At 53.8% G+C, this 23,338-nt stretch carries 19 protein-coding genes and 1 pseudogene; 7 read left to right on the forward strand and 13 right to left on the reverse strand.

Annotation, left to right across the window (positions count from 1 at the left end; translation table 11 throughout):
• On the reverse strand, positions 1 to 1,317 hold a 1,317-nt coding region (locus R6U20_RS00930), incomplete at its 3' end, for a hypothetical protein (protein WP_410335994.1).
• Positions 1,318 to 1,335: 18 nt separating this feature from the next.
• Positions 1,336 to 2,088: a lysophospholipid acyltransferase family protein gene (locus R6U20_RS00935; RefSeq protein ID WP_410335995.1), complete on the reverse strand. Its 753-nt coding sequence runs from the start codon at positions 2,086 to 2,088 to the stop codon at positions 1,336 to 1,338.
• Positions 2,089 to 2,359: 271 nt separating this feature from the next.
• Here R6U20_RS00935 and R6U20_RS00940 point away from each other — a divergent pair, with 271 nt between their 5' ends.
• A complete protein-coding gene (locus tag R6U20_RS00940) occupies positions 2,360 to 3,784 on the forward strand; it encodes a glycoside hydrolase family 130 protein (protein WP_410335996.1) in 1,425 nt (474 codons plus the stop codon).
• Between the two features lie 32 nt (positions 3,785 to 3,816).
• On the opposite strand, the gene R6U20_RS00945 is transcribed toward R6U20_RS00940, so the two are convergent.
• Together R6U20_RS00945 and R6U20_RS00950 are read right to left on the reverse strand one after the other, a co-directional pair.
• Positions 3,817 to 4,827, reverse strand: a complete 1,011-nt coding sequence (locus R6U20_RS00945) for a glycosyltransferase family 4 protein (protein WP_410336021.1) — start codon at positions 4,825 to 4,827, stop codon at positions 3,817 to 3,819.
• A gap of 101 nt (positions 4,828 to 4,928) precedes the next feature.
• Entirely contained in the window at positions 4,929 to 7,433 is a 2,505-nt protein-coding gene (locus tag R6U20_RS00950) for an endonuclease MutS2 (protein ID WP_410335997.1), read from the reverse strand.
• A 215-nt stretch (positions 7,434 to 7,648) separates the two neighbouring features.
• On the opposite strand from R6U20_RS00950, the gene metG reads away from it, so the two are divergent.
• Entirely contained in the window at positions 7,649 to 9,685 is a 2,037-nt protein-coding gene (gene metG / locus R6U20_RS00955; protein WP_410335998.1) for a methionine--tRNA ligase, read from the forward strand.
• Positions 9,686 to 9,895: 210 nt separating this feature from the next.
• Here the strand turns inward: metG and R6U20_RS00960 are convergent, their stop codons facing one another.
• Positions 9,896 to 11,008, reverse strand: coding sequence for an SPOR domain-containing protein (locus R6U20_RS00960; protein WP_410335999.1), 1,113 nt, complete (start codon positions 11,006 to 11,008; stop codon positions 9,896 to 9,898).
• 145 nt (positions 11,009 to 11,153) lie between these two features.
• Here R6U20_RS00960 and R6U20_RS00965 point away from each other — a divergent pair, with 145 nt between their 5' ends.
• The 3 genes and pseudogenes from R6U20_RS00965 to R6U20_RS00975 form a co-directional block, all read left to right on the forward strand.
• Entirely contained in the window at positions 11,154 to 12,287 is a 1,134-nt protein-coding gene (locus R6U20_RS00965) for a DegT/DnrJ/EryC1/StrS family aminotransferase (protein ID WP_410336000.1), read from the forward strand.
• A gap of 1 nt (position 12,288) precedes the next feature.
• On the forward strand, positions 12,289 to 12,876 hold the full coding sequence (locus R6U20_RS00970; RefSeq protein ID WP_410336001.1) for an acyltransferase: 588 nt from the start codon (positions 12,289 to 12,291) through the stop codon (positions 12,874 to 12,876).
• 120 nt (positions 12,877 to 12,996) lie between these two features.
• A pseudogene (locus R6U20_RS00975) lies at positions 12,997 to 13,203 on the forward strand (oxidoreductase); the annotation flags it as partial.
• Here the strand turns inward: R6U20_RS00975 and R6U20_RS00980 are convergent.
• On the reverse strand, positions 13,127 to 14,095 hold the full coding sequence (locus R6U20_RS00980; RefSeq protein WP_410336002.1) for a transposase: 969 nt from the start codon (positions 14,093 to 14,095) through the stop codon (positions 13,127 to 13,129). The pseudogene R6U20_RS00975 and the gene R6U20_RS00980 overlap by 77 nt on opposite strands.
• A 62-nt stretch (positions 14,096 to 14,157) precedes the next feature.
• Here R6U20_RS00980 and R6U20_RS00985 point away from each other — a divergent pair, with 62 nt between their 5' ends.
• Complete coding sequence (locus R6U20_RS00985; protein ID WP_410336003.1) at positions 14,158 to 14,574, forward strand: T9SS type A sorting domain-containing protein; 417 nt, start codon at positions 14,158 to 14,160, stop codon at positions 14,572 to 14,574.
• 449 nt (positions 14,575 to 15,023) lie between these two features.
• Here the strand turns inward: R6U20_RS00985 and R6U20_RS00990 are convergent, their stop codons facing one another.
• A complete protein-coding gene (locus R6U20_RS00990) occupies positions 15,024 to 16,043 on the reverse strand; it encodes a hypothetical protein (protein ID WP_410336004.1) in 1,020 nt (339 codons plus the stop codon).
• A gap of 80 nt (positions 16,044 to 16,123) precedes the next feature.
• Positions 16,124 to 17,332 (reverse strand): M20 family metallopeptidase, encoded by a 1,209-nt coding sequence (locus R6U20_RS00995; protein WP_410336005.1) that lies wholly within the window; start codon positions 17,330 to 17,332, stop codon positions 16,124 to 16,126.
• A gap of 808 nt (positions 17,333 to 18,140) precedes the next feature.
• Here R6U20_RS00995 and R6U20_RS01000 point away from each other — a divergent pair.
• A complete protein-coding gene (locus R6U20_RS01000; RefSeq protein ID WP_410336006.1) occupies positions 18,141 to 19,211 on the forward strand; it encodes a mechanosensitive ion channel family protein in 1,071 nt (356 codons plus the stop codon).
• A gap of 13 nt (positions 19,212 to 19,224) precedes the next feature.
• Here the strand turns inward: R6U20_RS01000 and R6U20_RS01005 are convergent, their stop codons facing one another.
• From R6U20_RS01005 to R6U20_RS01025, 5 genes are all read right to left on the reverse strand, one after another.
• Positions 19,225 to 19,869: an alpha/beta hydrolase gene (locus R6U20_RS01005; RefSeq protein ID WP_410336007.1), complete on the reverse strand. Its 645-nt coding sequence runs from the start codon at positions 19,867 to 19,869 to the stop codon at positions 19,225 to 19,227.
• A gap of 10 nt (positions 19,870 to 19,879) precedes the next feature.
• Entirely contained in the window at positions 19,880 to 20,452 is a 573-nt protein-coding gene (locus R6U20_RS01010; protein ID WP_410336008.1) for a TIGR00730 family Rossman fold protein, read from the reverse strand.
• A 50-nt stretch (positions 20,453 to 20,502) separates the two neighbouring features.
• Positions 20,503 to 21,120: a fused DSP-PTPase phosphatase/NAD kinase-like protein gene (locus R6U20_RS01015; RefSeq protein WP_410336009.1), complete on the reverse strand. Its 618-nt coding sequence runs from the start codon at positions 21,118 to 21,120 to the stop codon at positions 20,503 to 20,505.
• Positions 21,121 to 21,232: 112 nt separating this feature from the next.
• On the reverse strand, positions 21,233 to 22,342 hold the full coding sequence (locus R6U20_RS01020) for a metal ABC transporter permease (RefSeq protein WP_410336010.1): 1,110 nt from the start codon (positions 22,340 to 22,342) through the stop codon (positions 21,233 to 21,235).
• Complete coding sequence (locus tag R6U20_RS01025; RefSeq protein ID WP_410336011.1) at positions 22,339 to 23,259, reverse strand: metal ABC transporter permease; 921 nt, start codon at positions 23,257 to 23,259, stop codon at positions 22,339 to 22,341. The genes R6U20_RS01020 and R6U20_RS01025 overlap by 4 nt, the downstream gene beginning before the upstream one ends.
• Positions 23,260 to 23,338 lie beyond the last annotated feature (79 nt).

Genomic DNA, 23,338 nt, shown 5'->3' on the forward strand with positions numbered 1-23,338 from the left:
AATAAAACGGCCCCTTTCATCAACAGAAAAATCATTGCACACCCTGTCCTTCGGCCGAATCAGGGGATGCCCGAGCCGGTCTGCCTGAATAACTTTCCCGTCATCAAGCAGCCGGGGAATAACAAAATCCGGATTATTGAATGAATAAACTGCAAAGCTGACATATGCATCCATCCGGGCAATACTTTCCAGCCATACGGGAAGATGCTTCCTGTGCCTGCGGTTCCAGCGTTCAAGCATCAGTACACAGTTGATATCCCACAATAATAATCCGTTTAGAAAAACTGCTGCAATTATATTCAGGCGGTTGTCAAACGCCTCAACAATTTTCGATAGTTTCCTGATATGACCGGAAGGCGGAGTCCCCTCCTTTCGCAGGTGACGCTGAAGAGATTTAAGCAGGGGCGCATCAAAGCCGCTATTATGAATTATATGCAGAAGCTCGCCGTATTTCCTTAATGTGTTCAGTCTGTTGGTCACCAGTTCATGCATCTCATTTATGTGCTTTAATAACACACCGGTCAGAATCAGCTGCAAAAAGAACATTATAAGGAAACCTGCAACAGGCAGTATCCCGGCAACAGTAAAAACCAGAATGCCGAGGGTCAGGGCGGGCAAAAGCTTCGCCGCCGTCAGCAGTGTGTAATTCCTGGTGAAACGTGAAGGCGAATTAACGTACTTCAGCAGCCGGAACCTGTCCGTTTGCCCTTCTTTGTGCATCCTGCCCGTTGCCATAAATTGCTGACAGAAGTCCGGTTTAGTGCTCATCTCCGTGAAAGCTTTCTGCCTTCGCCTGATTTGTGAGGCTTCACTTGCCGGCTCAAGAAGCATTCCGGCAAGGCAGTCCCTGCCCGCAAGGGTGCAGGTCCTGTTCAAATACTGAAAGAGAGAATCAGAACCGAAAAGATCAAGATCAAGCGAATACGGGTGATCCGGATCTGCATATCCTCTGCCATCGGCAAAAGAACTGAGGTTGCCCCTGAATGCCTCTATTTCACCAAGATTGACATCAACCAGTGAGGAGACATATCTGCTCCGCCGCTCAAGTACACTGTAGTACTTTACAAGAGCTAAAAAAGCTGCAAACAGCAACATGAAAACAAGGACCGCAGTCCGGGGGTTCTCTCTCACAAAGGCAAGGGGAATGAAGACCATCAGAATAAACAGGGCAAGCCTCAAAAATACGAATATCCTCAGGCGCTGTCTTATCTCCTTTAACTGATCCGAATATTCCGCATGTTTTTTCCTGTAATAAGAGAGTGCAGTGTCTGACATAAATATTCCGTATTCTCTATACACCTTAAAATCAACAGGCAAAAGTAATAAATTAAATTGTCAATCTGCAATTTCACCCTTATGCCTTAATTCATTCAGAGCTTTCTCCATCTTTTCCCGTACCATTATGCTTATATCATGAGGTTCCATATCTTCAAACTTCTCCGGCATGACAGGGTCCAGAACCTTCAGAATGACAGGTGTTTTTTTCCTTATTACGTATCCCTTTTTAGGCAGGGACTCACCGGTACCATCAAGAACAATGGGTAATATCGGACATTGTGCCTGACGGGCCAGCCTGAAGGCCCCCTCCTTGAAATTACGCATATTGCCATCTGCAGAGCGCGTACCTTCAGGAAAGATCATTATCGAACTTCCCTGCCTGATATGGCGTTTGCAATCACGCATCATCCTGATAAAACTTCTCCGGCTCGCACGGTCCAGCACCACATACCTGTTAAGCATCATATTCCAGCCTACAAAAGGGATGTACAGGTTTTCTTTTTTTGAAACCCATTTAAAATGAAAGAAAAGGGAATGGATGACCAGGATATCAAGCATCGACTGGTGGTTGGAAACTGCCACGTAAACACGGGAATGATCAATCTTCTCCCTACCCTCAATATGAAGGGGCCAGAACGGATTGAGCCGGATATAAAGCGACCCCCAGAAACATGAATAACGGTGCTGGAGCCAGAGCCTCCTGTCAAAAGGGGAGGTGAACACCCAGAGGACCAGTGCCCCGGCAAAAATTACTATGCAGGAAAGACCGACAAAAAGCCAGTATATTATTGAAAAAACAATATACCACATGAACCAGCAGATATTAAATTAATAGCCGGGATTATATAATTATCCCCCTTTTTAAGGTGCTAAAATACGGCTTTTTTTACAATCACTTATCCTGTCACCGGCCCAAATTGTAAAGTATAAACAAGTCATTACATCGCTGCCGGTTTATATTTTGTGCATAAATAGTGATGACGGCCATTGAAACGGAAAATCCCTTTTTCTATATTTGTCTGAGAATCACCAAAACAATCCAACTATGCGAATCCCGGTAACCAGGAAAGATATCAGATTCATGCCCGATCCCCGAAGGGTGATAATAAGATACTTTGATAATGGAATTGACAGAACCATTGCCCTGGTTGAAAGGGTCCTGGCCATGTCAGAGGAGGAAGCCGGTTTTGCCCTTATGCACACATTAAGGGAATTTTCCAAAAGACACAGGAACATCACTGATGTCTTCAACAATCATTTTACCAGGGTTAAATCACAGATGCATGCCATAAAAATAGACCTGGGAAACCTTTCGGAGGACAAAAAGCTGCTGATAGGCTCATATTTTTCCCTGGAATATTCAATTGAATCGGCAGCATTCTTTAACCCTTCAATGGTGGAGTCTCCCGACCAGACAGGTCTGGAAAAGGGAAGCAAAAGAATAATAGTGAGTTTCAGGGCCACCGGTGAAGGGCATATCTCTTCCATTGTCTTTCATTCGGGAGTGATAGACAGGAACGGCCATATGCAATTTGAGAAATCCGGCCGCTACATTGAAGAAGCGGAGATGGTTAAACGCTACAAATACAAAAAAATATCTTTCTCCAGCAAGCTTAAGGAGATGAACCTGCCACAAGGAATAATCGAAAATGTAATGAACAGGCTGGGCAACGAATTCATATACGGGGAACTGCTTGCCTCGGTTAACCGGACCCTTGAGGAAAATAACACATCGGCAGAGAAAAAGCAGGCCATAGAAGAGATCGTGTGGCTGGCGGACTCGCATTATGAAGTGAAGTTCTCCCGCGACACCGATATATCAGAAAGGGTTATTTTCCCCGTTTCATTTACCGAAAGAAAGGGTATTGAAGATGCACGTTTCGTGAAATTCACCGAAGACAACGGCGAAACAAAATACTATGCCACCTATACGGCATATGACGGGAATACCGTCCTTCCCAAGCTTATCCAGACGAGAGATTTCTGCAAATTCACCATTAAGCCCCTTCACGGGAACGGCGCCCAGAACAAAAATCTGGCATTGTTCCCCCGGAAGGTAAAGGGGAAATATGTGATGCTTTCACGAATAGACGGAATAAACTCCTTTATAGGATTTTCCGAAAAAATAAACCTCTGGGATGAGCCCATTATGCTGCAGGCCCCCAACCATTTCTGGGAATTTATACAGATAGGCAACTGCGGTTCACCTATAGAGACGCCCGAAGGCTGGCTGGTGCTAACCCATGCAGTCGGACCGGTTCGCCAGTACTGCCTCAGCGCCACGCTGCTGGATCTTGACAACCCCACAAAGATGATCGGTCACCTTAAAGAACCCCTGCTGGTGCCCAACAGCCAGGAAAGGGAAGGATATGTCCCCAACGTGGTATATTCATGCGGGGCAATGGTACACAACAACGAGCTGGTTATTCCCTACGGGCTTTCCGATACAGGTGCGGGATTCGCATCAGTAAGCATGAATGAGCTCCTTGCAGAGCTTAAATCCTGAAGGTCGGTTTGCAACAGGCTTTGACGGCAACACTAAATCCCGAGAATTTTTTTATAAACATCAAGATAGCCGGACGCCATCTTCTCAATACTGAAATTTTGCAACGCCCACTGCCTGCAATAACGGCGTTCAAGCCCTGCAACCCGGTCTACACTCTCAGCAGCTTCATCAACAGATCCGGCAAGAAAACCGGTCTTACCGTTAACTATAAGCTCCGGCATTGATCCCCGGTTGAATGCTATCACCGGGGTTCCGCAAAACATCGATTCAGCAACACTTAGTCCGAAAGGTTCCTCAAAGTTCACCGGATGCAGCAAAGCATAAGCTCCTCCAAGCAGCTCATCCCTTTTTTCCGGTCCGACACTGCCGAGATATACGACCTGCTCACCGTCAATATACGGCTCCACCTTCTGACTGAAGTAATCCTTATCCTGGACTATTCCGGCAATCAAAAGCCTCCTCCCCGCCTTTCCGGCAATCTGTACGGCCTCGTATGCCCCCTTGTCATGATGTATGCGGCCGAGAAAAAGCAGGTACTCTTCAGGATCCTTGCTGAAAGTGAATTCTGAAGGATCCAGACCGTTATACACGGTTGCAATATACGACAACTCGCTGCTCCTGTCCGAATTGCTTATTGAAACATAACTTACGCTGTCATTGTATCTTTTGTAAACCGGGATGATTTTCGGCGATGAAAAACCGTGTATGGTAGTCACCATAGGTGTATCAATCAACCTGGAGTATGTAACCGGCAGAAAATCAAAATTGTTGTGTATCAGGTCATACTCCTCCGCCCTCTCCATCAGGCAGGAGATATGCATGCATTCGTCCACCTTGGCATCTGCCTCTTTATCCTCCTCATATCCCTTATTACAGATATATTCGAGTTTCCCCGGACTCTGTGAATCACCGGTGGCGAAAAGAGTGACTTCAACACCCAGGTCTGCCACACCCTTAGCAATATTGTAAGATACCTGTTCCCACGGACCGTAATGTCGTGGCGGGGTTCTCCAGGCCACGGGAGAAAGAAGAGCAAGTTTTATCATAACCTCTGTATATTGATAAGCAATAACAGGATACTCCTGTTATCAGGCTTTCCGGCAACTATTTTGGGCCGGTTAGGATATTAAATCAAAAAACTGAACTATGTCTCCAGCTCCACCACCGTGATTCCGGAACCTCCAAACTGCACATTCTCGTCACGGTATGACCTGACAAGGGGTACCGTTGCAAGGTAATCGCGTATTATCTCCCTCAGAATGCCATTCCCCTTGCCGTGCAGTATCCTGACCTTCCCTGCACCAACCATAAGTGCATCATCTATAAAATGGCTGATAATATCCATGGCTTCATCGGCACGCATACCCCTTACATCCTTCTCTGACCTGAAACTGAGTTTCTTGTCCCTTATACCCGATGCCGTGCTACCACCGGTGCCGGCTGATACCTTCCTCAACTCTTTCACCTCGCCGCGGCTCATCTTTTCCAGCTTGCTCTCCTGCACCGTGGTTATCATATTCCCGAAGGCAACCATTATGCTTCTCCCGTTTACATCGAGCACCTCTCCTGCTATGTCACGACCAAAAAGCCGCACGTGATCGCCCTTTCTTATAACACTGTCCTGCCTTTCAGCCTCCTGCTTCCCTTCCCCGGAAACAGGCGCATCCCCTGATTCCCTTTCCTTCTTCTCCTTTAACCTCTCCTTTTTTGCCTTGATTTTTTCAATTTTCTTCTCAACAGATGACCCGGCTCCTGCTTCAGCACCCTCCTCAACGCTGCTTTTCATACCCCCGAGCTTCTCCCTGGCATCTCTTGTCCTCTCCTTCTCTGCCTGCGACTCTTTTATCTCCCTTATGGTATTTTCGATTGTTTTGTTCACACTGTCAAGCAGCATTTTAGCCTCCTCCCTGGCACGGGCGATGATCTCCTTCCTCTCCTTATCTGCCGTTTCAAGCTGCGATCCGTAACGCTCCAGATCCAGTTCAAGCTTTTTTTCCATCTGCCGGATATTCCTCCTTTTCCTGTCCCAGTAATGCTTGTCACGAATAATATCCTTCAGGTGCCTGTCAAAATGAACATGGTCTTCGCCGACCCGGGAGGAAGCGGACTGCAGTATCTCTTCAGGTATACCTGTCTTGCGCGCTATCTCGAAGGCAAAGGAACTGCCGGGCTTGCCTGTCTCCAGACGGAAAAGCGGCTCCATCCTGCCTGTATCGAATAACATGGCTCCGTTCATTATACCCTGTGCCGAAGCTGCAAAATGCTTCAGGTTAGTGTAATGGGTGGTGATAACTCCCCTGGTGCCGCTGCGGTTAAGCTGATCGAGTATCGCCTCGGCTATGGCACCTCCCGGCAGCGGCTCTGTGCCCGCGCCAAACTCATCGATAAGTATAAGGGTGTGCTCACCGCTGTTGCGGAGAAAGAATTTCATATTGACAAGGTGTGAGCTGTAGGTACTCAGGTCGTTTTCAATAGACTGCTCATCGCCTATGTCAATAAAGATGCCGCCAAAGATACCGGCTTCCGAATTTTCAGACATCGGCACCAGCATGCCGCACTGCAGCATGTACTGCAAAAGACCCACGGTCTGAAGGCAAACAGACTTTCCGCCTGCATTAGGACCGCTGATAACAAGTATCCTGTTATCATCGTTAAGCTCTATGTCAAGCGGCACCGTTTCCCGTCCCTCCTTCTTCAGGGTCAGGTAAAGAAGGGGGTGAAGGGCCCTTTTCCATTGCAAAACCGGTATATCCCTCAGAACAGGCATTACAGCTCCAACCTTAACGGCAAATACCGCCTTTGCCCTTATAAAATCTATCAGCCCCATAAAACGGAAAACCTCAAACAGCTCATCCAGGTATGGCCTGAGCAAATCAGCAAATTCCCGCAATATCCTGATAACTTCCCTCTTTTCGGCATATTCCATCTCCCTTATCTCATTGTTCAGCTCTACAACCTCGGCAGGCTCGATATAGGCTGTCCTGCCGCTGGCCGATTCATCATGAACAAAACCTTTTATCTTGCGCTTCATAGATGCATTCACCGGGATCACCAGCCGCCCGTCACGTATCGCCACCCCGGCATCGGGATCTGCAAGTCCCGCACCCTGTGCACTCTTCATGATTGACTGCATCCTCCTGGATACAGATACCTGTTTCTTACTGATCTCGCGTCTGAGCAACTGCAAGTCGGGAGAGGCATTGTCCTTCATACGGCCCTCTTTGGTGAGCAGAGCCGAAAGCCTGTCGCGTACAAATGCCGGCACTGATGCAATGCTTGTGAGGGCAGTTAGCTCAGGGTAGCTTTCCGCATTCCTGCCTTTGAAATAGTTCATTATGCCCCTGGCAGTGTCAAGTGAGCGTCTGAGCTCAAAAAGCTCGTTAAGCTCCATAAAGGTGCCTTCAACATGCAGCTTCTTCAGCCAGGGTGTTGCATCGCTTATATGCCCGAGGGGAGGCTCTTCACCAAAAAGAAGGATCCGCCTGAACTCATCGGTCTGCCGCAGCTTCAGTTCAATATCATCATACAGCGTAAGAAAAGAGATATTTTCAGCATGCTGCCGTCCCAGGCTGCACAGGCAAAGCTCTGCAAGCATTTTCCGTATGCCTGAAAACCCTGTCTTCTCATCAAATTTGGGCGGATATATCATCAGGATATTATTAAACCAGCAAAGTTAACATCAAATAACCATTTTAACCAAACAGTACCGTTTTATAACCACGTCCCGGTTCCCGGAAATAAATCGCTGCCCTGGGCGAGTAACCACATTTAAAATAATCCGCCGCCTGCTTGCGGCCTATCACGAAAAAGTTTATTTTTGTGCCGCCGGCAAAATTTAATCAGAACAGCATCATAACATAAATAATGAAGGACTTCAAGCGTCACCTTATCACATCCGCCCTGCCTTACGCCAACGGGCCCATCCATATCGGACACCTGGCCGGTGTCTATGTGCCATCAGACATCTACACCCGCTATCTGCGCCTCCGCGGCAGGGATGTTATCCATATCTGCGGCTCCGACGAACATGGCGTTCCTATAACAATCAAAGCCAGGCAGGAAGGAGTGACACCGCGGCAGATAGTGGACCGCTACCATGAAATGAACAAATCATCTTTTGAAAAATTCGGCATCTCGTTCGATATCTACTCACGCACTTCAAATGCCATACACTACGAAACAGCTTCGGAAATATTCAGAACCCTCTATGACAAGGGAGAATTTATTGAAAAGACCACTCCGCAATATTACGATGAGGAGGCCGGGGTTTTTCTGGCAGACCGGTACATACAGGGAACATGTCCGCACTGTGATAATGAGAATGCATTCGGTGACCAGTGTGAGAAGTGCGGTTCTTCCCTCAACGCCACTGACCTTATCAATCCGCGCTCAACCATAAGCGGCTCAAAACCCGTGATGAAAGAGACGAAACACTGGTTCCTGCCTCTGGATAAGTATGAGCCTTTTTTGAAAAAATGGATCCTTGAGGGCAAAAAACACTGGAAACCCAATGTTTACGGCCAGTGTAAATCATGGCTCGACCAGGGGCTTCAGCCCAGGGCGGTGAGCAGGGATCTCGACTGGGGGGTGCCTGTTCCGCTGGAAAATGCCGAAGGCAAGGTGCTGTACGTTTGGTTCGATGCGCCTATCGGGTATATTTCGGCAACAAGGGAACTGACAGAAAACTGGGAGAAATACTGGAAAGACGGTGAGACAAGGATGGTGCATTTTATCGGCAAAGACAACATCGTATTTCACTGTATCGTCTTCCCCTCCATGCTGAATGCCGAAGGCAGTTATATACTGCCCGACAATGTTCCTGCCAACGAGTTCCTCAACCTTGAAAATGACAAGATATCAACATCACGTAACTGGGCGGTCTGGCTGCATGAATACCTTGAAGATTTTCCCGGCAAACAGGATGTTCTCAGATACGTACTCTGTGCCAACGCACCTGAAACCAAAGACAATGACTTTACCTGGAAAGATTTTCAGGCCCGCAACAACAACGAGCTTGTTGCCATCTATGGCAATTTTATAAACCGCGCCATCGTGCTTACACACAAATATTTTCAGGGCAGGGTTCCCGGCCGGGGAGAGTTATCAGACCTTGACAGGGAGGTGCTTGCCGCTATGCCGGAGATCAGGAAAAAACTGGAAGAGAGCATTGAACAGTTCCGTTTCCGGGAAGCACTTAAAGAGGCAATGAACATGGCTCGTCTGGGTAACAAGTACCTGGCCGATACAGAACCATGGAAAATATTTAAATCTGAACCTGAGAGGGTTAAAACGATCATGAACATCGCCCTTCAGATCTCTGCCTCACTGAGCCTACTGACAGAGCCTTTCCTGCCTTTTGCGGCAGCCCGGCTGAAAAAATTCCTGAATATCAGCAATATATTATGGGACCATGCAACTGACAAGGATATTGTTGCAGAGGGTCATATGATAGGGAGCGGGGGACTGTTGTTTGAGAAAATTTCAGATGAAGAGACCGGGAGGCAGGTAAACAAGTTGCTGGCCACCAGAGAACAGAATGAAAATAAAACCCTCTCCCCCATGATGCAGGCGAAAGACAGCATTAATTACGACGAGTTCTCATTGATGGATATACGAACCGGTACCATTATTGAAGCCGAAAAGGTTGCAAAGACCAAAAAGCTGCTGAAACTTACAATTGATACCGGAATAGACACCCGTACAGTGGTCTCCGGCATAGCAGAATATTTTGATCCGGCCTCACTTACCGGCAAGCAGATTTCTGTGCTTGTAAACCTGGAAGCAAAAAAAATAAGAGGCATCGAGTCAAGGGGCATGATCCTTATGGCAGAAGATCCCGGGGGGAAACTGGTATTTGTTTCTCCCACTGAGAACATAGCGAACGGCTCTGTTGTAAAATAATTTAGTGTCTGTCTATAAAGTCAGTGTCTGATTCAGAAAGTCACATTTGATGAATTTTGACAAATGAGAGATTCATAGCATGTGAGTTCGACCAAAGGTCAATGTTCGTATTCAAGGCTTGCGAAGTCAAAAAAAGCGGAGTTTACTATGCGTAAATGAGCATTTTTTTGACGAGCGTAACGCAGAAGACGGGCATTGTGGACAGACTAATTATATGCTGAGCATCCAGGTGTCGGTCCTGCCCTGCATTGTCCTTACCTGTCGAAGCATCTGCAAAGCCTCACCGGGATTTTCTGTGGAGTAAAGAGATACCCGGAACATTCCCCTGTCAGATTCAATAATCTCACTCCTGTAACCCTCTTCCTCCAGCCTCTCCCTTAATATACGGGCATTATGCCCGCTCCTGAAGCTGCCTGCCACCAGGTAGTGCCTTCTTACAGCGGCCGGTTTCGCAGCCACTGTCTCCATCACCTCCTGTTTATCAGAAAGAACGGATACATCACCGGGCAGCAGTGCACCGGGTTCGTCCGCAGGCCCGGTTACTGCATCTGCCGGTGCCGCATCATGGAGCCCCGGCCCGGATACCTCCTCATACATCAGCGCCCGGCGCTGACTGCTCATTTCCCCGGGGGTTGCTGAATCAGGGGAATCCGGCATGACAACATCATCACCGGCAACCGGTGAAATCCTTACTCCCGAATCTACGACAGCGGCAAAAGGATTCAGCGAGGAGAGATCAAAACTGAATTCCCTGATAAGATCACTATTCATTGCTCCCCACGTAATCGCTGCAACAAGGGGTATACCTATAGCGGCATAACGCAGCATCTTTTTTGCCCTGCGCCGGAACCCCGTTGCCTCTTTATCAGACGGCATCCTCTTCTTTTTACCTGCCTTCTGAACGGTATCAAGGGCAGGATAACGAAAAAATGAAAGCCCGTAAGAATCGGTAAGAAAATTGGCTGACGGATCGGGGTCAAACTCCGGCTTCCCGTCCCTGGCCGGTAAAAACTGGCCTATCCCTTCAAAATGTACCACCCTGCCTTCATCAAGCTTGCGGTTCACCTCACCGGCAAAATCTTCAACAAGCTTCCTGGCATCAACATAATTTACCGAAAGCCTGGCTGAAAGGTAACTGATCAGCAGTCCGTCATTGTGATCCAGCCTGGCATTGAAACCAACCTCCCTGGCAGGAGGAAAGAAACTGCCGGCAGACCTGTCAATACGGGCCGAACGCTCATTGGTCACAAAACCGCCGAAGCCGGGTACAACAACACAATCATGGTGATATAGAAGATCTCTGATATGATTTACTAGTTCCAAAACAAATGCTTTTAAATATTACAGTAAAACAAAAACATCCGGTATTCACTCAGAACAAAAGTAAAGAATTATTCGGTGATATGTCTCAACCTGCATCAATTTTTTTTAACTTTGCTGACTGCTGAAAAAAAATCCGCACCGGATTATGGAAAAAATTCAAATGGTCGACCTTACAGGCCAGTATAACAAGATCAGAAATGAGGTTGACTCTGCTATGAAAAATGTCATCAGCTCCGCATCCTTTATCAACGGACCTGAAGTAGGGGTATTCAGCAAAAACCTTGAAGCTTACCTGGACGTAAACCATGCCGTTACATGCGGCAACGGCACCGATGCATTGCAGATAGCCCTGATGGCAAGCGGACTGGAACGGGGAGACGAGGTTATAACCACCCCCTTTACCTTTATCGCCACGGTAGAGGCCATCGCACTGCTCGGACTCAAACCGGTGTTTGCCGATGTCTGCCCGCGTTGTTTCAATATCAGCACCGCGGAGATTGAAAAACAGGTAACAGGAAAAACCAAAGCTATCCTTCCCGTGCATCTGTACGGACAATGTGCCAGTATGGAAGGTATAACGGAAATTGCCACACGGCATGATCTGTTTGTCATTGAAGATGCCGCCCAGGCACTGGGCAGTGAATATAGCTTTTCAAACGGGCTGGTAAAAAAGGCAGGCACCATAGGACATATAGGGTGCACAAGTTTTTTCCCTTCCAAGAACCTGGGTTGCTTCGGCGACGGTGGTGCCATGCTGACCAACAACCCCGTGCTGGCTGAGAAAATGCAGTCCATTTCACGGCACGGCTCGCTTATAAAGTATTACCACGAAAGGATAGGTGTTAATTCAAGGCTTGATACCCTCCAGGCAGCCATTCTTGATGTGAAGCTAAGGTACCTTGACCGCTATAACCAGGCAAGGGTCATGGCAGCTGATTATTATGACCGGGCCCTTGGAGGGATCGATCAGTTGATCCTGCCTGAACGCATAAAACAGTCCTCCCACATATTCCATGCCTATACCCTCAAGACAACGGTCCGGCACAGGGATTCCCTGCGCCTGTTCCTCAGGGAACGAGGCATTCCGACAATGGTTTATTACCCTGTACCCATGCATCTGCAAAAAGGCTATTCGGCATACGGATATAAAAAAGGAGATTTCCCCGTTTCCGAAGAACTGGCCTCCTCAGTCCTCTCCATACCAATGCATACCGAGCTTACGCAGGAACAGCTTGAATATATCTGTGATGGCATAAGGGATTATTTTAAAACCGCATAAGATGAGTGAAAAAGAGAAGGGCTACCAGGCCCATGAAACAGCAGTCATTGATGAAGGTTGCACCATCGGAGCCGGTACACATATCTGGCATTTCAGCCATATAATGACGGGTTGTATTATTGGAGAAAACTGTAATCTCGGGCAGAATGTTGTGGTCTCCCCGGGAGTGGTGCTGGGAAAGAACGTGAAGGTGCAGAACAATGTATCAATATATACAGGTGTGATATGTGAAGATGATGTTTTCCTCGGACCCTCCATGGTATTCACCAATATTGTCAATCCGCGGAGCGCAGTGGTAAGGAAAGAGCAGTATGTGAAAACCCTTGTGGGAAAAGGAGCAAGCATAGGTGCCAATGCAACCATAATATGCGGTAACAATTTAGGCCCCTACTCCTTTATTGGTGCAGGGGCAGTGATAACAAAGGAGGTGAAGGCCTATGCCCTGATGGCGGGAAATCCTGCACGCCAGGCGGGATGGATGAGTGAATACGGGCACAGGCTGGAGTTCGGTGATGACGGCATTGCCACATGCCGGGAAAGCGGAGAAAAATACAGGCTGGAGAACGGGCAGGTCAGTAAAATATCCTGAATGGCCGTCAAAGTCTTTCAAAGCCTAATCTGATAAAAAAATGCACAAATTCCGTTAAGTCCCGAAATACCCTGTTAACCGAAATATTAACAACAAGTAATAATTTCACGATCCTGAAATATGTCCGTTAAAAAAAATAATTTTGCCCTCATTGGTGTTGCAGGCTATATTGCCGTCAGGCACCTCCAGGCAATAAAAGAGACCGGCAACATACTGCTTGCCACCCTCGACCCCTTTGACAGTGTAGGGGCTATAGACAGTTACTTCCCCGAGGCCGACTTCTTTGTGGAATTTGAAAGATTCGACAGGCATATATACCGGTATCGGTGGAGGCGAGAATGACCTGTTCCTCTCCACCGGGGCCGAGCAGAAGGACGACCCGAAGGTTACGCCCGAAGTGCGGGCTGTTGGCTACCGTGGTGAGGATCCGAACCTCTGGCTGATCCGGAAGACGCCCGACTTCGTCGAATCGGCGCCTGAGTTCGTCGAGGTCGTCCCAGTCAATTTTGCCATCGTACTGCTTGGGCCGACCCGGGCCTTCGCTTCGAGGACCGGTGTACAGGTAGCGCAGGTTCGCATCCGAGCGGAGCCGCGTGATGAGGTCTCCCCCGAGATCTGTTACGGTGTCAAAGACCTTCTGCTTCGCGTAGAAGCCGTCCCCCACCCAATAGGAGACGCCCAACTCGGTAAGCGTCTCGTACAGATCGATGATCTGTTCCAGGTAGAAGTCGACGCGGGAGTAGCCGCCGGTCTCTCCCGGAAGTTCAGGAGGCGTCTGGGTGGCATCGACCCCAAAGGCGCGGCGACTCTCCGTTGCAACGACGCCGAGAATCGATACTTCCAGTCCCTTCTTCGAGCGCCCCGCCAACGACGAGAAGAACCGGCCGAGGCCCCACGTCTCGGTTCCGCTTTTGGGCAGAAAGCTACAATCGAACACGCCAATGATGGGCTCGTCTGGATGCCGACGCAGGCGCAGAATCGTCAGGTTGAACCAGACCCACTGAAACGCCTTCTGGAAATAGCGGCGGAAGGTTTGCTCATGGAGCGGACTGAAGCGAGCCAGATTCGTAAAGTTGACCCGGCCTCGAAGCGCAAAGACCGCTTCAAACAGCGTCTGTAGGAACCGGCGTTGCCAGAAGCCGATGTTGCAGTTGTAAATGTCCGTCATTTTTCGGAAAATGGTGGATACCACAGGCGCAAACAGCGGTTGTGGAAGCATAGGTCGTAGGAACGCGGGATTCGTTTGGTCGCGAACCGTACCTTACGGCCTATCGCTTTTTCATGCAAATCCGCCCCGTACCTGCACGGAGTGTTGGCTTCACCGACCTTGGCATTCCGTTCACGGCGCAGGAGCTTACGTACCGCCTCCGCCAGGTCGACCTCGACGGAACGGCTTCGTACAGCGATCAGCGTACAGTCATGATAGGGGCTCCGGTCACGCTGCAGCTGGATGCGCCCTATCCGAACCCTGTACGCGGTATGGCCACGGTTAACTATCAGCTTCCGGCTGCCGGCGACGTAACCATCGCGGTCTACGACTTGCTTGGACGCAAGGTCATGACGCTGCAGGATGGTGCTCAGGAAATGGGGCGTAAGAGCATCCAGATGAACACGCAGCAGTTGGCATCGGGGACGTATTTCCTGCGTCTGCAAACAGACGAAGATGTGCTCACCCAGCGCCTGACGGTCGTACGCTAAGTCGTATGCTAACACGTGCGCTCCACTCATACCGCTGTGCTGTTCTGGAAAACAGAGCAGCGCGTCCCACATGCCCGATTGTCTTCAGATGGTCGGGCATGTGTGGTCCGCGGAGGGCATTGGGAGGGCATGGAAGAACCACGCGCTCGAATAAGGAGGGTAGATCCACTCCACAGCAGGGATGGATCCGCTTTGGTGGGTTGCATGGCTTGTAGATACCACATGTATTCCGTTGCCGCTGAGCACAAGTTCACACTCCCTCGGAATTATGGGCAGCATGCAGGGGCAGAGAACAGTGCGTCATTGCCGATGCTACGCCGGGGAGCCCCGGCAGGTGTTTTGCATGCATGTGATAAGCCTGTGAGACTCCAGATAAGGTCCGCTCCTATCCGCCAGTGCCTCAGATTCGGGGTGCGTCTACACCAGTTAGCAAGTGCGTATGCGACGGGTCATACGGTTAGCCCGAGCTTTTCGTCCAACAGTTGATCTAACGTTTCCGTGGTGGCCTCGTCCACAACGTTGAGCGACCGGAGTCCGGTAAGTTGGTCGATGAGGCTTCGTCCGGCGTCCGTGTTGGTCGCGGGCCCACAGACAAAGTCGGGGTTCAGGTCGGCAGTTTCCATCATTCCGCGCGCGGCGTACGGGTCGCTGGCGACCAGGGCTACGCAGCGCACTGCGTTGTGAATGGCGCCAATAGCCGTCATGCCATTGTACGCCTCCAGAGGCGACGCGCCAATCTCGATGACGGCGACATCTATCGTTTCGGTTGCCATACGCGGCAACAGCGTACGCAAGTGCTTCCTGTAGACGTCTGGCGGGCACACCGTAGAGGGAAGCCCAGCATCTACAAAGTCGAAGATTACATCTGCGCCGGCATCGCTCATGGCCTGCACATCGCGGTATCGTCCCGCGCCTGTGAGTTTGGCACCCAGGACGCGGGCCCCGAGGCGTTTCAGCCGGTGGATGATGGTCTTGGCCACCGTGGTTTTCCCCATAGACATAGACGTACCGGTAACCAGCACAGTAGGAATTTGAAATGGCGTGTGGGATACGTCGGGGATGCATTGCGCCATCGTGGCTTTGGTGCCGTTGACATGGACGTGTCCCTCGTAGACCACGTCCAAGAAGTCGGGCAGAAACGGCGCTTTAGAGCTACACGTTCCCAGGAGTCCTGCGCTGGTGAGCAGGTGCATGCGGCCATCTGTGCCTGTGAGGCGCCAGTCGCCTGTGCCTGATAGGGTAGCGCGCCGTTCGCCCAGCGCGCCAATAAAGCGCTGTCCCTTCATCAGCGGCCGCATGCGCCCGGTTGACAACTCCAGTTCGTCATAGCCAGTCGGGGGGTGGTCTACCAGGCACGCCACGTAGTCGCCCGTGGCCCACGCGCCGCGCGGCAAGGCCGATACGGTGAACGGTGTAGTGTCTAACGATGAAATACGTGTAAGGGAGGGGAGCAGGTGTGGAGAGGCCATAGCGGAGCGGACGGTTAGCAAGGGAGAGACGACGAACGAACGAAGTCATGGGTGGAGGGAAGCCGTGGACCTGTACCGCATCAAGGCGTGTGCTCGGACTCGGGCGCGTGGGGCACGGATACGGGATCGGCCATCAGCAGTAGGGCCAGCAACGCGGTGCGCTCCACCAGTTGGTCGATGTCTACATGTTCGTGCTCGGCATGGGCCCCGTCGCCCACGGGTCCGAGGCCATCGAGTGTGGCCGAGAAGAGGCTTGTCTCGTTGCCATCGGAGGCCCCGCCAGCGCGTCCTTCTCCGAGCGTGAGTCCCAACTGCTCGCTGGCCTGCTGGGCCAGGTGCCAGAGGGCGCGGTTACGCGGTGTGCGCTCCAGCGGTGGCCGGCCAAAGTGGCCTTCCACGTTGAGCATCACGTTGGGGGTGGCGGGCTCAAGAGCAAAAATAGACTGCTCAACTTCCTTTGCATCCTCCATGGTACGCACACGCACATCCACCTCCGCCCGGCTCCGCGGGGCCACCACGTTGGGCCGCTGGCCGCCCTCAATGGTGCCCACGTTCACCGTGATGCCGCGCTCCGGGTCGTTCAATGCGTGCAGGTGCTGTACCACATGCGAGAGCTCTACGATGGCGCTGGCCCCGCCCTCCGGATCCAGCCCAGCATGTGACGCGCGGCCCTGCACCTCGATGGTGAAGCGACCCACGCCCTTCCGAGCGGTCTTCAGCCGGCCCTCTGGCCCGAGCGCTGGCTCCAGTACGAAGGTCCGCTGGACAGCTCGGGCCAGGCGCCGGATGCGGGGGCGCGACTCGACACTGCCAACCTCTTCATCGGAATTCAAGAAGATCACCGGTTGCAACGGGGGCGTTAACGAGAGGTCCTGCAGCGCCCGTAGAGCAAACACCATCTGCACAATACCACCTTTCATATCGAACACTCCAGGTCCGTAGAGGCATCCATTCCGCTGCTCCACGGGCATTTCCTTCAGCGTGCCCAGCGGCCATACGGTGTCTACGTGCCCCAGCATGAGTTGGGCGGGCGTGCCCGAGGTTGCCGAAATAGGACGCGCAAGGAGTTGCCCCCCAGAGGCCTTCCCTGGCAGGCGTAGGAAGCGGAAACCGAGCGGCTTCAGCGCCTCTTCGACCAGCTCAAATACTGGTGTCTGTGCTTCTGGAACATCGGAGGGCGACTCCGCCTCGACCAGCGTTTGCAGGAGCGCCACCAGGTCAGCACGGTGCTCCTCTGCAACGCTCATCACATCATCCGCACAGTCTTCTACTGTAGTGTCAATCCTCATTTTGATAGTTGCTCTGCAATTATCCTCCCACGAAGCTTGTCATGGTGAGCGTAGTCGAACCATCTCCTTGGCGTTTAGCAGGAACTTTTCGGGACGGCACGGCACACGTATCCATCTTGGTTTAGCCCATAGAATGACCTGTGACACAGCACTACTGCTCTGTCAACCCTCATTTTGATGGTTGCCCGGGCATCATCCCCCCAACGAAGCCTGTCATGGTGAGCGCAGTCGAACCATCTCCTTGGTGTTTAGCAGAAACTTTTCGGGACGGCACGGCACGCGTATCTATCTTGGTTCAACCCAAACATTAACCTGTGACACGACACTACTGCCCTGTCAAGGATAATTTTTCGGGTTGTGTGATAGTATGGAATCCCTCCCCCTAAATCCCCCTCCTCTGAGGGGGACTTCATGAGAGCGTCCTATGGGTCCTTCCTCCCCGGGGAGGAAGGCTAGGATGGGGGGAAAATACGCATCGAACCCCAAACATTCAGGTGTGACACACCACTACTGCTCTGTCACAGGTGATTTATGGGGTAACGCATGGACTCTCACATCATAGTCATCCAGATCCTGAATCGAGTTCAGGACAGGCAAGGCGCCCCTGCCACCGCTGATCCGGGATCTCTTGTGGACTTCCATGACAATCGTTCGCGTAAGCTACCCAACCATTGACGTGTGACAGAGCACCACAACGTATAGGCCTGACGGCACGAAAGCGGCATGAGCACAGCGAACCGGTATGGCTGCCGGATGTTGTCCATCGTCTTGCATACCCCTTGTTCTACACCAACTGCCCGAGCCTTCGATGAATAGCATCGCGATCAACACTCTGCTTACGTCGCTCGGGCTCGTGGCCGCGGGCATTACAGGAGCGTTCCTGCTCTACCGGTTCGTTCGATGGCTGGGCATGCTGGCCGACCGGAGCCGCTACCAAATTGACGGACTTGTGCTCCGCATCATCGGGCGCCCGCTTAGCGTGCTGCTGGGACTGGCCTCGGTCAACTATGCGCTCTACCGCATCCCGCAGGTGCAGACCCAGTTCGACAAGTGGGACGGAGCCCAGAGCGCCATTCTGATCCTCACAGGCACCTGGATCTTCGCCAGTCTCGTTAAGGCCGTGGTGCGTGAGTACGGCCAGCCGCTGGCTGCGCGAACCGACACCGATGTCGACGAACGGATCGTGGGCTTGCTCGACCTCACCGCGGTCTACCTGATCTGGACCGCCGGCATCCTCATTGCGCTCCGCGAGGTGGATATTGAGGTGACTGCGTTTATCGCCTCGCTCGGTATCGTGGGGCTGGCGGTGGCGCTGGCGGCTCGTACGGTGCTTTCGAACGTACTCGCAGGCATTACGCTTACAGCCGATCGCAACTTTCGCGTGGGCGACCGCATCCAGGTCGGAGATTACATCGGCGACGTGCTGGAGATCAACCTGCATAAGACGGTCATCCGCACGCGCGACAACGAAATTGTGCTGATTCCCAACGATGTGCTTGGCAAAGAAGTGATCATCAATCACATGCTGCCCGAGCAAATCACGCGTATCGAAATGACCATTGGGATTGCCTACGATGCTGACTTAGACCGGGCCACGGCAATTCTCCAGGAGATTCTCTGCCACTCCGATCGTATCCACAACGACCCGGCGCCCGAAGTGAATGTGGCGGCTCTTGGGGACAACGCCGTCGTTCTGCAGATTCTGGCCTGGATCGACCGTCCGCGGGGCAAACGCTCGGTGCGCAACGCGGTCTATCGCAGCACGCTCGCCCGCTTTGCAGAGGCAGGGATTGACATTCCATTTCCGCAACGGACCCTGCATCTGGCCCGTTCTGCTCAGAACACATTCTCTGTGCCCACGCACTCGAGCACCTCGTAGGTTCGGGCTCTGCTCACTCTGAAGCTGCCAGCGTGTGCAGCGTATCGGTATGCAAGCGGTGGCCGCCCTCGAACGTCCGCGTGTCGAAGTCGATGTCGTGCGTGCCCAACCGATCGCGCATCTGCATCCACGCGTTAGCGCTGATGTACGGGTCGTCGGTACCGCGTACCAGCGTCAGGTCGAGCGTGCGGAACGTGGGGGCATGCACCTCCAGGTCCAGATCGGGCGGCACGCGGCCCGCCCAGAGCGTGAGCCGGTCGACGGATGCGGGGGTGCGAGCCACCCAGCGGCAGGCGGTGGCAGCGCCTTGCGAAAAGCCAAGCACATGTGTCGTGTCGGGCGCCCCCTCGCGAATCAGCGCCGCGTGCAGGCGATTCAGATAGGCTGTGTAATCGCGAATCTCGTGGGTACGGTGAGCGCTTGTCATCCACGAGGCCCCAATGTCGCCGTGGGTGCCATCCGTGTAGAACCGCGATAGCGCTTCGGGGGCGACGATGCATGTCGTATCCCTCCGAATGGCCTCAAAGGGCTGGATGAAGTCGGCAGCGCGCTGGCCGTAGCCGTGGAGAACGATCCACAGTGTGCCGGCTGTTGAGAGCGTGCCGCGCTGTATGTAGTGCGCGGTGCGGGAGGTTTGGAGGGTGCGAATAGAAGCCATAGATCAAGAGCTACTCCTGCGGGGCGGGTGTGGGAATCTGGAGCATAGTGTCGAGGCGATGCAACGCCTCGCCTGGCGTATCGGCCACGAATATCAACTCCTCGTGGGGCGTGCGCGAGAAGTGCTGGGCGTAGAGCTGCTCAAAGAAGCCGAGCAGCGGGTCGTAGAAGCCGTCGTGGTTGACGATGACGACGGGGCGTTCGTGGTAGGCTAACTGGCGCAGCGTAAGCACTTCCAGAAACTCCTCCAGCGTGCCGAATCCGCCCGGCAGCACCACAAACGCATCCGAACGCAGGTACATAATGCGCTTGCGCTCGCTCATGGTGTCGGTGACGATGAGCTCGTCGGCCGTGTCGCGGGCTACGCCTTCGATCGACTTCAGCTTGTTCGGGATGACGCCGACGACGGAGCCGCCCCCCTCTCGCACAGCGCGCGCCACCACGCCCATCAGTCCCGAGGTGCCGCCGCCGTAGATAAGCGTGTGGTCGCGGCGCGCCAGGCCGGTGCCCAGCGTTTGGGCAACAGGAGTAAAGCCATCATCGATCTGTGGACTGGAAGAGCAGTAGACGCAGACGTTAGCCATGCAGAGGTGTTATATCTGAAGCAAAAACAAAGGGATGGGCAGCTGCCGCCTTATTCGCTCGTCCAACGGGTGCGCAGGGGGGCTTCGAGTTGGGTCAGCCCGGCCCGCGTGCCGATGTCGAGGGCGCGCTCCGCATCCGTGTCGTGCAGAAAGTAGGCGCGGGCGGCGAAGAGACTGCCCACCCGGTTTCCGCTGCTGCAGTGCATGAGCAGTGGACGGTTGGTGGTGTCGGCCAGTACGTCGTTGAGTGTCGTGGCGGCCTCCTCGGTTACGTCGTCGGCGCCCGATATGGGGATGTGGATATACTGCATGCCGAGCTCCTCAACGAGCGCTTCTTCGTCGAAGCCGTCGAATTCGCCATCGGGACGCAGGTTTACAATGGTGCGAATGCCCTGCTCATGCGCGGCGCGCAGTTGTGCTTCGGTGGGCTGCCCACCCGTAATCACATCCTCAAACAGCTGGCGTCCATTGGGTAGGTCGAGTTCTTTGGGCGGAGACGCGGGGTCGGCTTCAGGCGTAAAGGCATAGGCGGAATCGGGCGGCGTGTCGGAGGCTGTGTCGGATTCCGGTTCGGACGATTCGCTTCCGCATCCGGCAACCAACAGCATTGTCAGCACACCGATGGCAAGCCCAGGAAACAGTACGAGTCGGGATACAGAGCGTCGCATGTATTCAGTTGGTTTTTCAGGAGGATGCGAAGGCGTGCGGCAGGGCAAAGCACCTCGCCAGCGCGTAGGCGTCGTATGCCCTGTGAAAGCAGCGCGTTCCAGCGTATGGGCGCTACGGGGCGTGATGGGCCGCCTCATCAGCCAGGCGGTGCCCCACCTTGGTACAGCTTAAACGTCCATTGTGCACGGTGAGCACGCCACGTTCCCGCAGATCGCTGACAATGGCGCGTGCGTGTGCCGGCGTCCACCCGAATCGGTCGTGCAGGCGACTGGACGCCTCGGAAGGCAGCACCGGGGGCGTGTCGGGATTGGCGAGGTAGGCGGCCAGGAGTTGCGCCGAGAACCGTGCGGTGTGCTGACGCTGACGGCGCCAGGTGGCGAGGAGTCCGCGTTCGGGCGCCGCGACTAGGGCGACGCCGAAGAGCAGGCCCGCTACAGTGGCCATGGACCCGGCGATGGAGGCATCGAGCGCAGCGGCCCCGGCGTATCCCAGCAGCGCATACGTTACGCCCAGCCCCGCGCTTAAGAGCATCATGCGGTCCAGGCGGTCGGTCAGCAGGTAGGCGGTGGATGGCGGCGCCACCATGAGCGCCACCACGAGAATGGAGCCTACGGCGTCGAAGGCGCTCACGGCGGTTACGGATACGAGGCTCATGAGCGCGTAGTGCAGCACGCCCGGCACGAATCCGAGGGTAGCGGCCAGCTGCGCATCGAACGTAGACAGCTTCAGCTCTTTGTAAAAGGCCGTCAGGAAGGCCGCGTTGAGGATCAGCACGGTGCTCATCACCCAGAGGGCGCGCGGGCCCAGGTCGTGAGGGCCCCATTCGAGGCGGTCGAACGGAACGAACGCGAGTTCGCCCAGGAGCACCGCATCCACATCCAGGTGCACGTCGCTGGCATAGCGCGCCAGCAGCACCACCCCGATGCTAAACAGCACCGGAAAGACAAGCCCGATGGCGGCATCTTCGCGCACCAGCCCGGTGCCTTCAATGCGCTCCACCAGCACGACGGTGAGCACACCAGTGGCGGCGGCCCCCGCAATGAGCAGCGGCGAGGCCAGCGACTCGGTGAGCATAAACCCGACCACGATGCCCGGCAGAATGGCGTGGCTGATGGCATCGCTCATCATCGACAGGCGGCGCAGGACCAGGAAAGCTCCTGGCAGCGCACATGCCACTGCCGTAACGGCCGCCACCAACTGGACTTCGGCTTGGGGACTCATGCGTCGGCGGGAGATGATGCGGAAGACGAATCGGTTGTGGGAGAGGCAGGGCGGTGGTGTCCCATGCGCCAGAGCAGACCGCGCTCCGGAGCCACGAGCATCGACACCGCTACCGCCAGGCCCATGCACAGCACAATGGTGGGTCCGGTTGGTAAGTTGCGCATCGACGCGCTGACGACGGCTCCTGCAACGCCCGTAGCCGCCCCGATGCCAGCCGCGAGCGTAATCATCGGACCCAGCTGGTTCGTCCACTGTCGGGCGGCTACGGCAGGCGCAATGAGCACCGCGCTCATGAGCACCACGCCCACCGTCTGCAAGCCAATGACAATGGCCACCACGATCAGCGTGGTGAGTAGCCCGTTCAGCAGTTGCATGGGCAGGCCCAGGCTGTGGCCAAAGTCGGGGTTGAAGCTGAGGAGCTTGAGCTCTTTCCACAGGAGCAACATCACGACAAGCGCAATGCCGCCGAGCGCGGCCATCACGTACACGTCGCGCGTGACGAGGGCGGCGGCCTGCCCGAACAGAAAGGCGTCGAGCCCCGCCTGTGAGGCCCCTGCGTGGCGCTGCAAGTAGGTCATGAGCACCAGACCCAGCCCGAAAAAGGCCGACAGCATGAGCGCGAGAGCACTGTCGTAGGGCACGCGGGTGGTGTGGGCCGTGGTTTCCACGAGAAGCGCCGCGGCCAACCCGGTGGTGGCTGCGCCCAGCATCAGCACGAGGGGGTTCATGCTGCCGGTCAGGAGAAATGCCCCCGCAATGCCCGGCAGGGCCGCGTGGGCCACCGCATCACCGATGAGGCTGCGCCTGCGCAGCACGGCGTAGCTGCCCAGGCTGCCGCCCACCATGCCCAGCAGTGCCGCGCCCAGCGCTACGGTGCGCAGCGTGTAGTCGGTAACGAGTTCGTAGAGGAGGTCCATGGGGGGGGCAGTTGGTGTTGTGTGATGCGTGACGCAGACGAACGAGGACGCGTGCACAAGCAAGACGAGGCAGAGGAAG

Origin of the sequence: Longimonas sp. (assembly GCF_046498435.1) — a bacterium.
GTDB lineage: Bacteria > Bacteroidota > Rhodothermia > Rhodothermales > Salinibacteraceae > Longimonas.

What these genes read in the sequence shown, in the direction of transcription:
- metG (WP_410335998.1), top strand. Translation starts at nt 7,649, where the DNA reads ATGAAGGACTTCAAGCGTCACCTTATCACATCCGCCCTGCCTTACGCC.
- R6U20_RS01020 (WP_410336010.1), bottom strand. Translation starts at nt 22,342, where the DNA reads ATGAGTCCCCAAGCCGAAGTCCAGTTGGTGGCGGCCGTTACGGCAGTG.
- R6U20_RS00985 (WP_410336003.1), top strand. Translation starts at nt 14,158, where the DNA reads ATGCAAATCCGCCCCGTACCTGCACGGAGTGTTGGCTTCACCGACCTT.
- R6U20_RS00990 (WP_410336004.1), bottom strand. Translation starts at nt 16,043, where the DNA reads ATGGCCTCTCCACACCTGCTCCCCTCCCTTACACGTATTTCATCGTTA.
- R6U20_RS01005 (WP_410336007.1), bottom strand. Translation starts at nt 19,869, where the DNA reads ATGGCTTCTATTCGCACCCTCCAAACCTCCCGCACCGCGCACTACATA.
- R6U20_RS01015 (WP_410336009.1), bottom strand. Translation starts at nt 21,120, where the DNA reads ATGCGACGCTCTGTATCCCGACTCGTACTGTTTCCTGGGCTTGCCATC.
- R6U20_RS00970 (WP_410336001.1), top strand. Translation starts at nt 12,289, where the DNA reads ATGAGTGAAAAAGAGAAGGGCTACCAGGCCCATGAAACAGCAGTCATT.
- R6U20_RS00965 (WP_410336000.1), top strand. Translation starts at nt 11,154, where the DNA reads ATGGAAAAAATTCAAATGGTCGACCTTACAGGCCAGTATAACAAGATC.
- R6U20_RS00940 (WP_410335996.1), top strand. Translation starts at nt 2,360, where the DNA reads ATGCCCGATCCCCGAAGGGTGATAATAAGATACTTTGATAATGGAATT.
- R6U20_RS00935 (WP_410335995.1), bottom strand. Translation starts at nt 2,088, where the DNA reads ATGTGGTATATTGTTTTTTCAATAATATACTGGCTTTTTGTCGGTCTT.
- R6U20_RS00995 (WP_410336005.1), bottom strand. Translation starts at nt 17,332, where the DNA reads ATGAGGATTGACACTACAGTAGAAGACTGTGCGGATGATGTGATGAGC.
- R6U20_RS01000 (WP_410336006.1), top strand. Translation starts at nt 18,141, where the DNA reads ATGAATAGCATCGCGATCAACACTCTGCTTACGTCGCTCGGGCTCGTG.
- R6U20_RS00980 (WP_410336002.1), bottom strand. Translation starts at nt 14,095, where the DNA reads ATGCTTCCACAACCGCTGTTTGCGCCTGTGGTATCCACCATTTTCCGA.
- R6U20_RS00950 (WP_410335997.1), bottom strand. Translation starts at nt 7,433, where the DNA reads ATGATATATCCGCCCAAATTTGATGAGAAGACAGGGTTTTCAGGCATA.
- R6U20_RS01010 (WP_410336008.1), bottom strand. Translation starts at nt 20,452, where the DNA reads ATGGCTAACGTCTGCGTCTACTGCTCTTCCAGTCCACAGATCGATGAT.
- R6U20_RS01025 (WP_410336011.1), bottom strand. Translation starts at nt 23,259, where the DNA reads ATGGACCTCCTCTACGAACTCGTTACCGACTACACGCTGCGCACCGTA.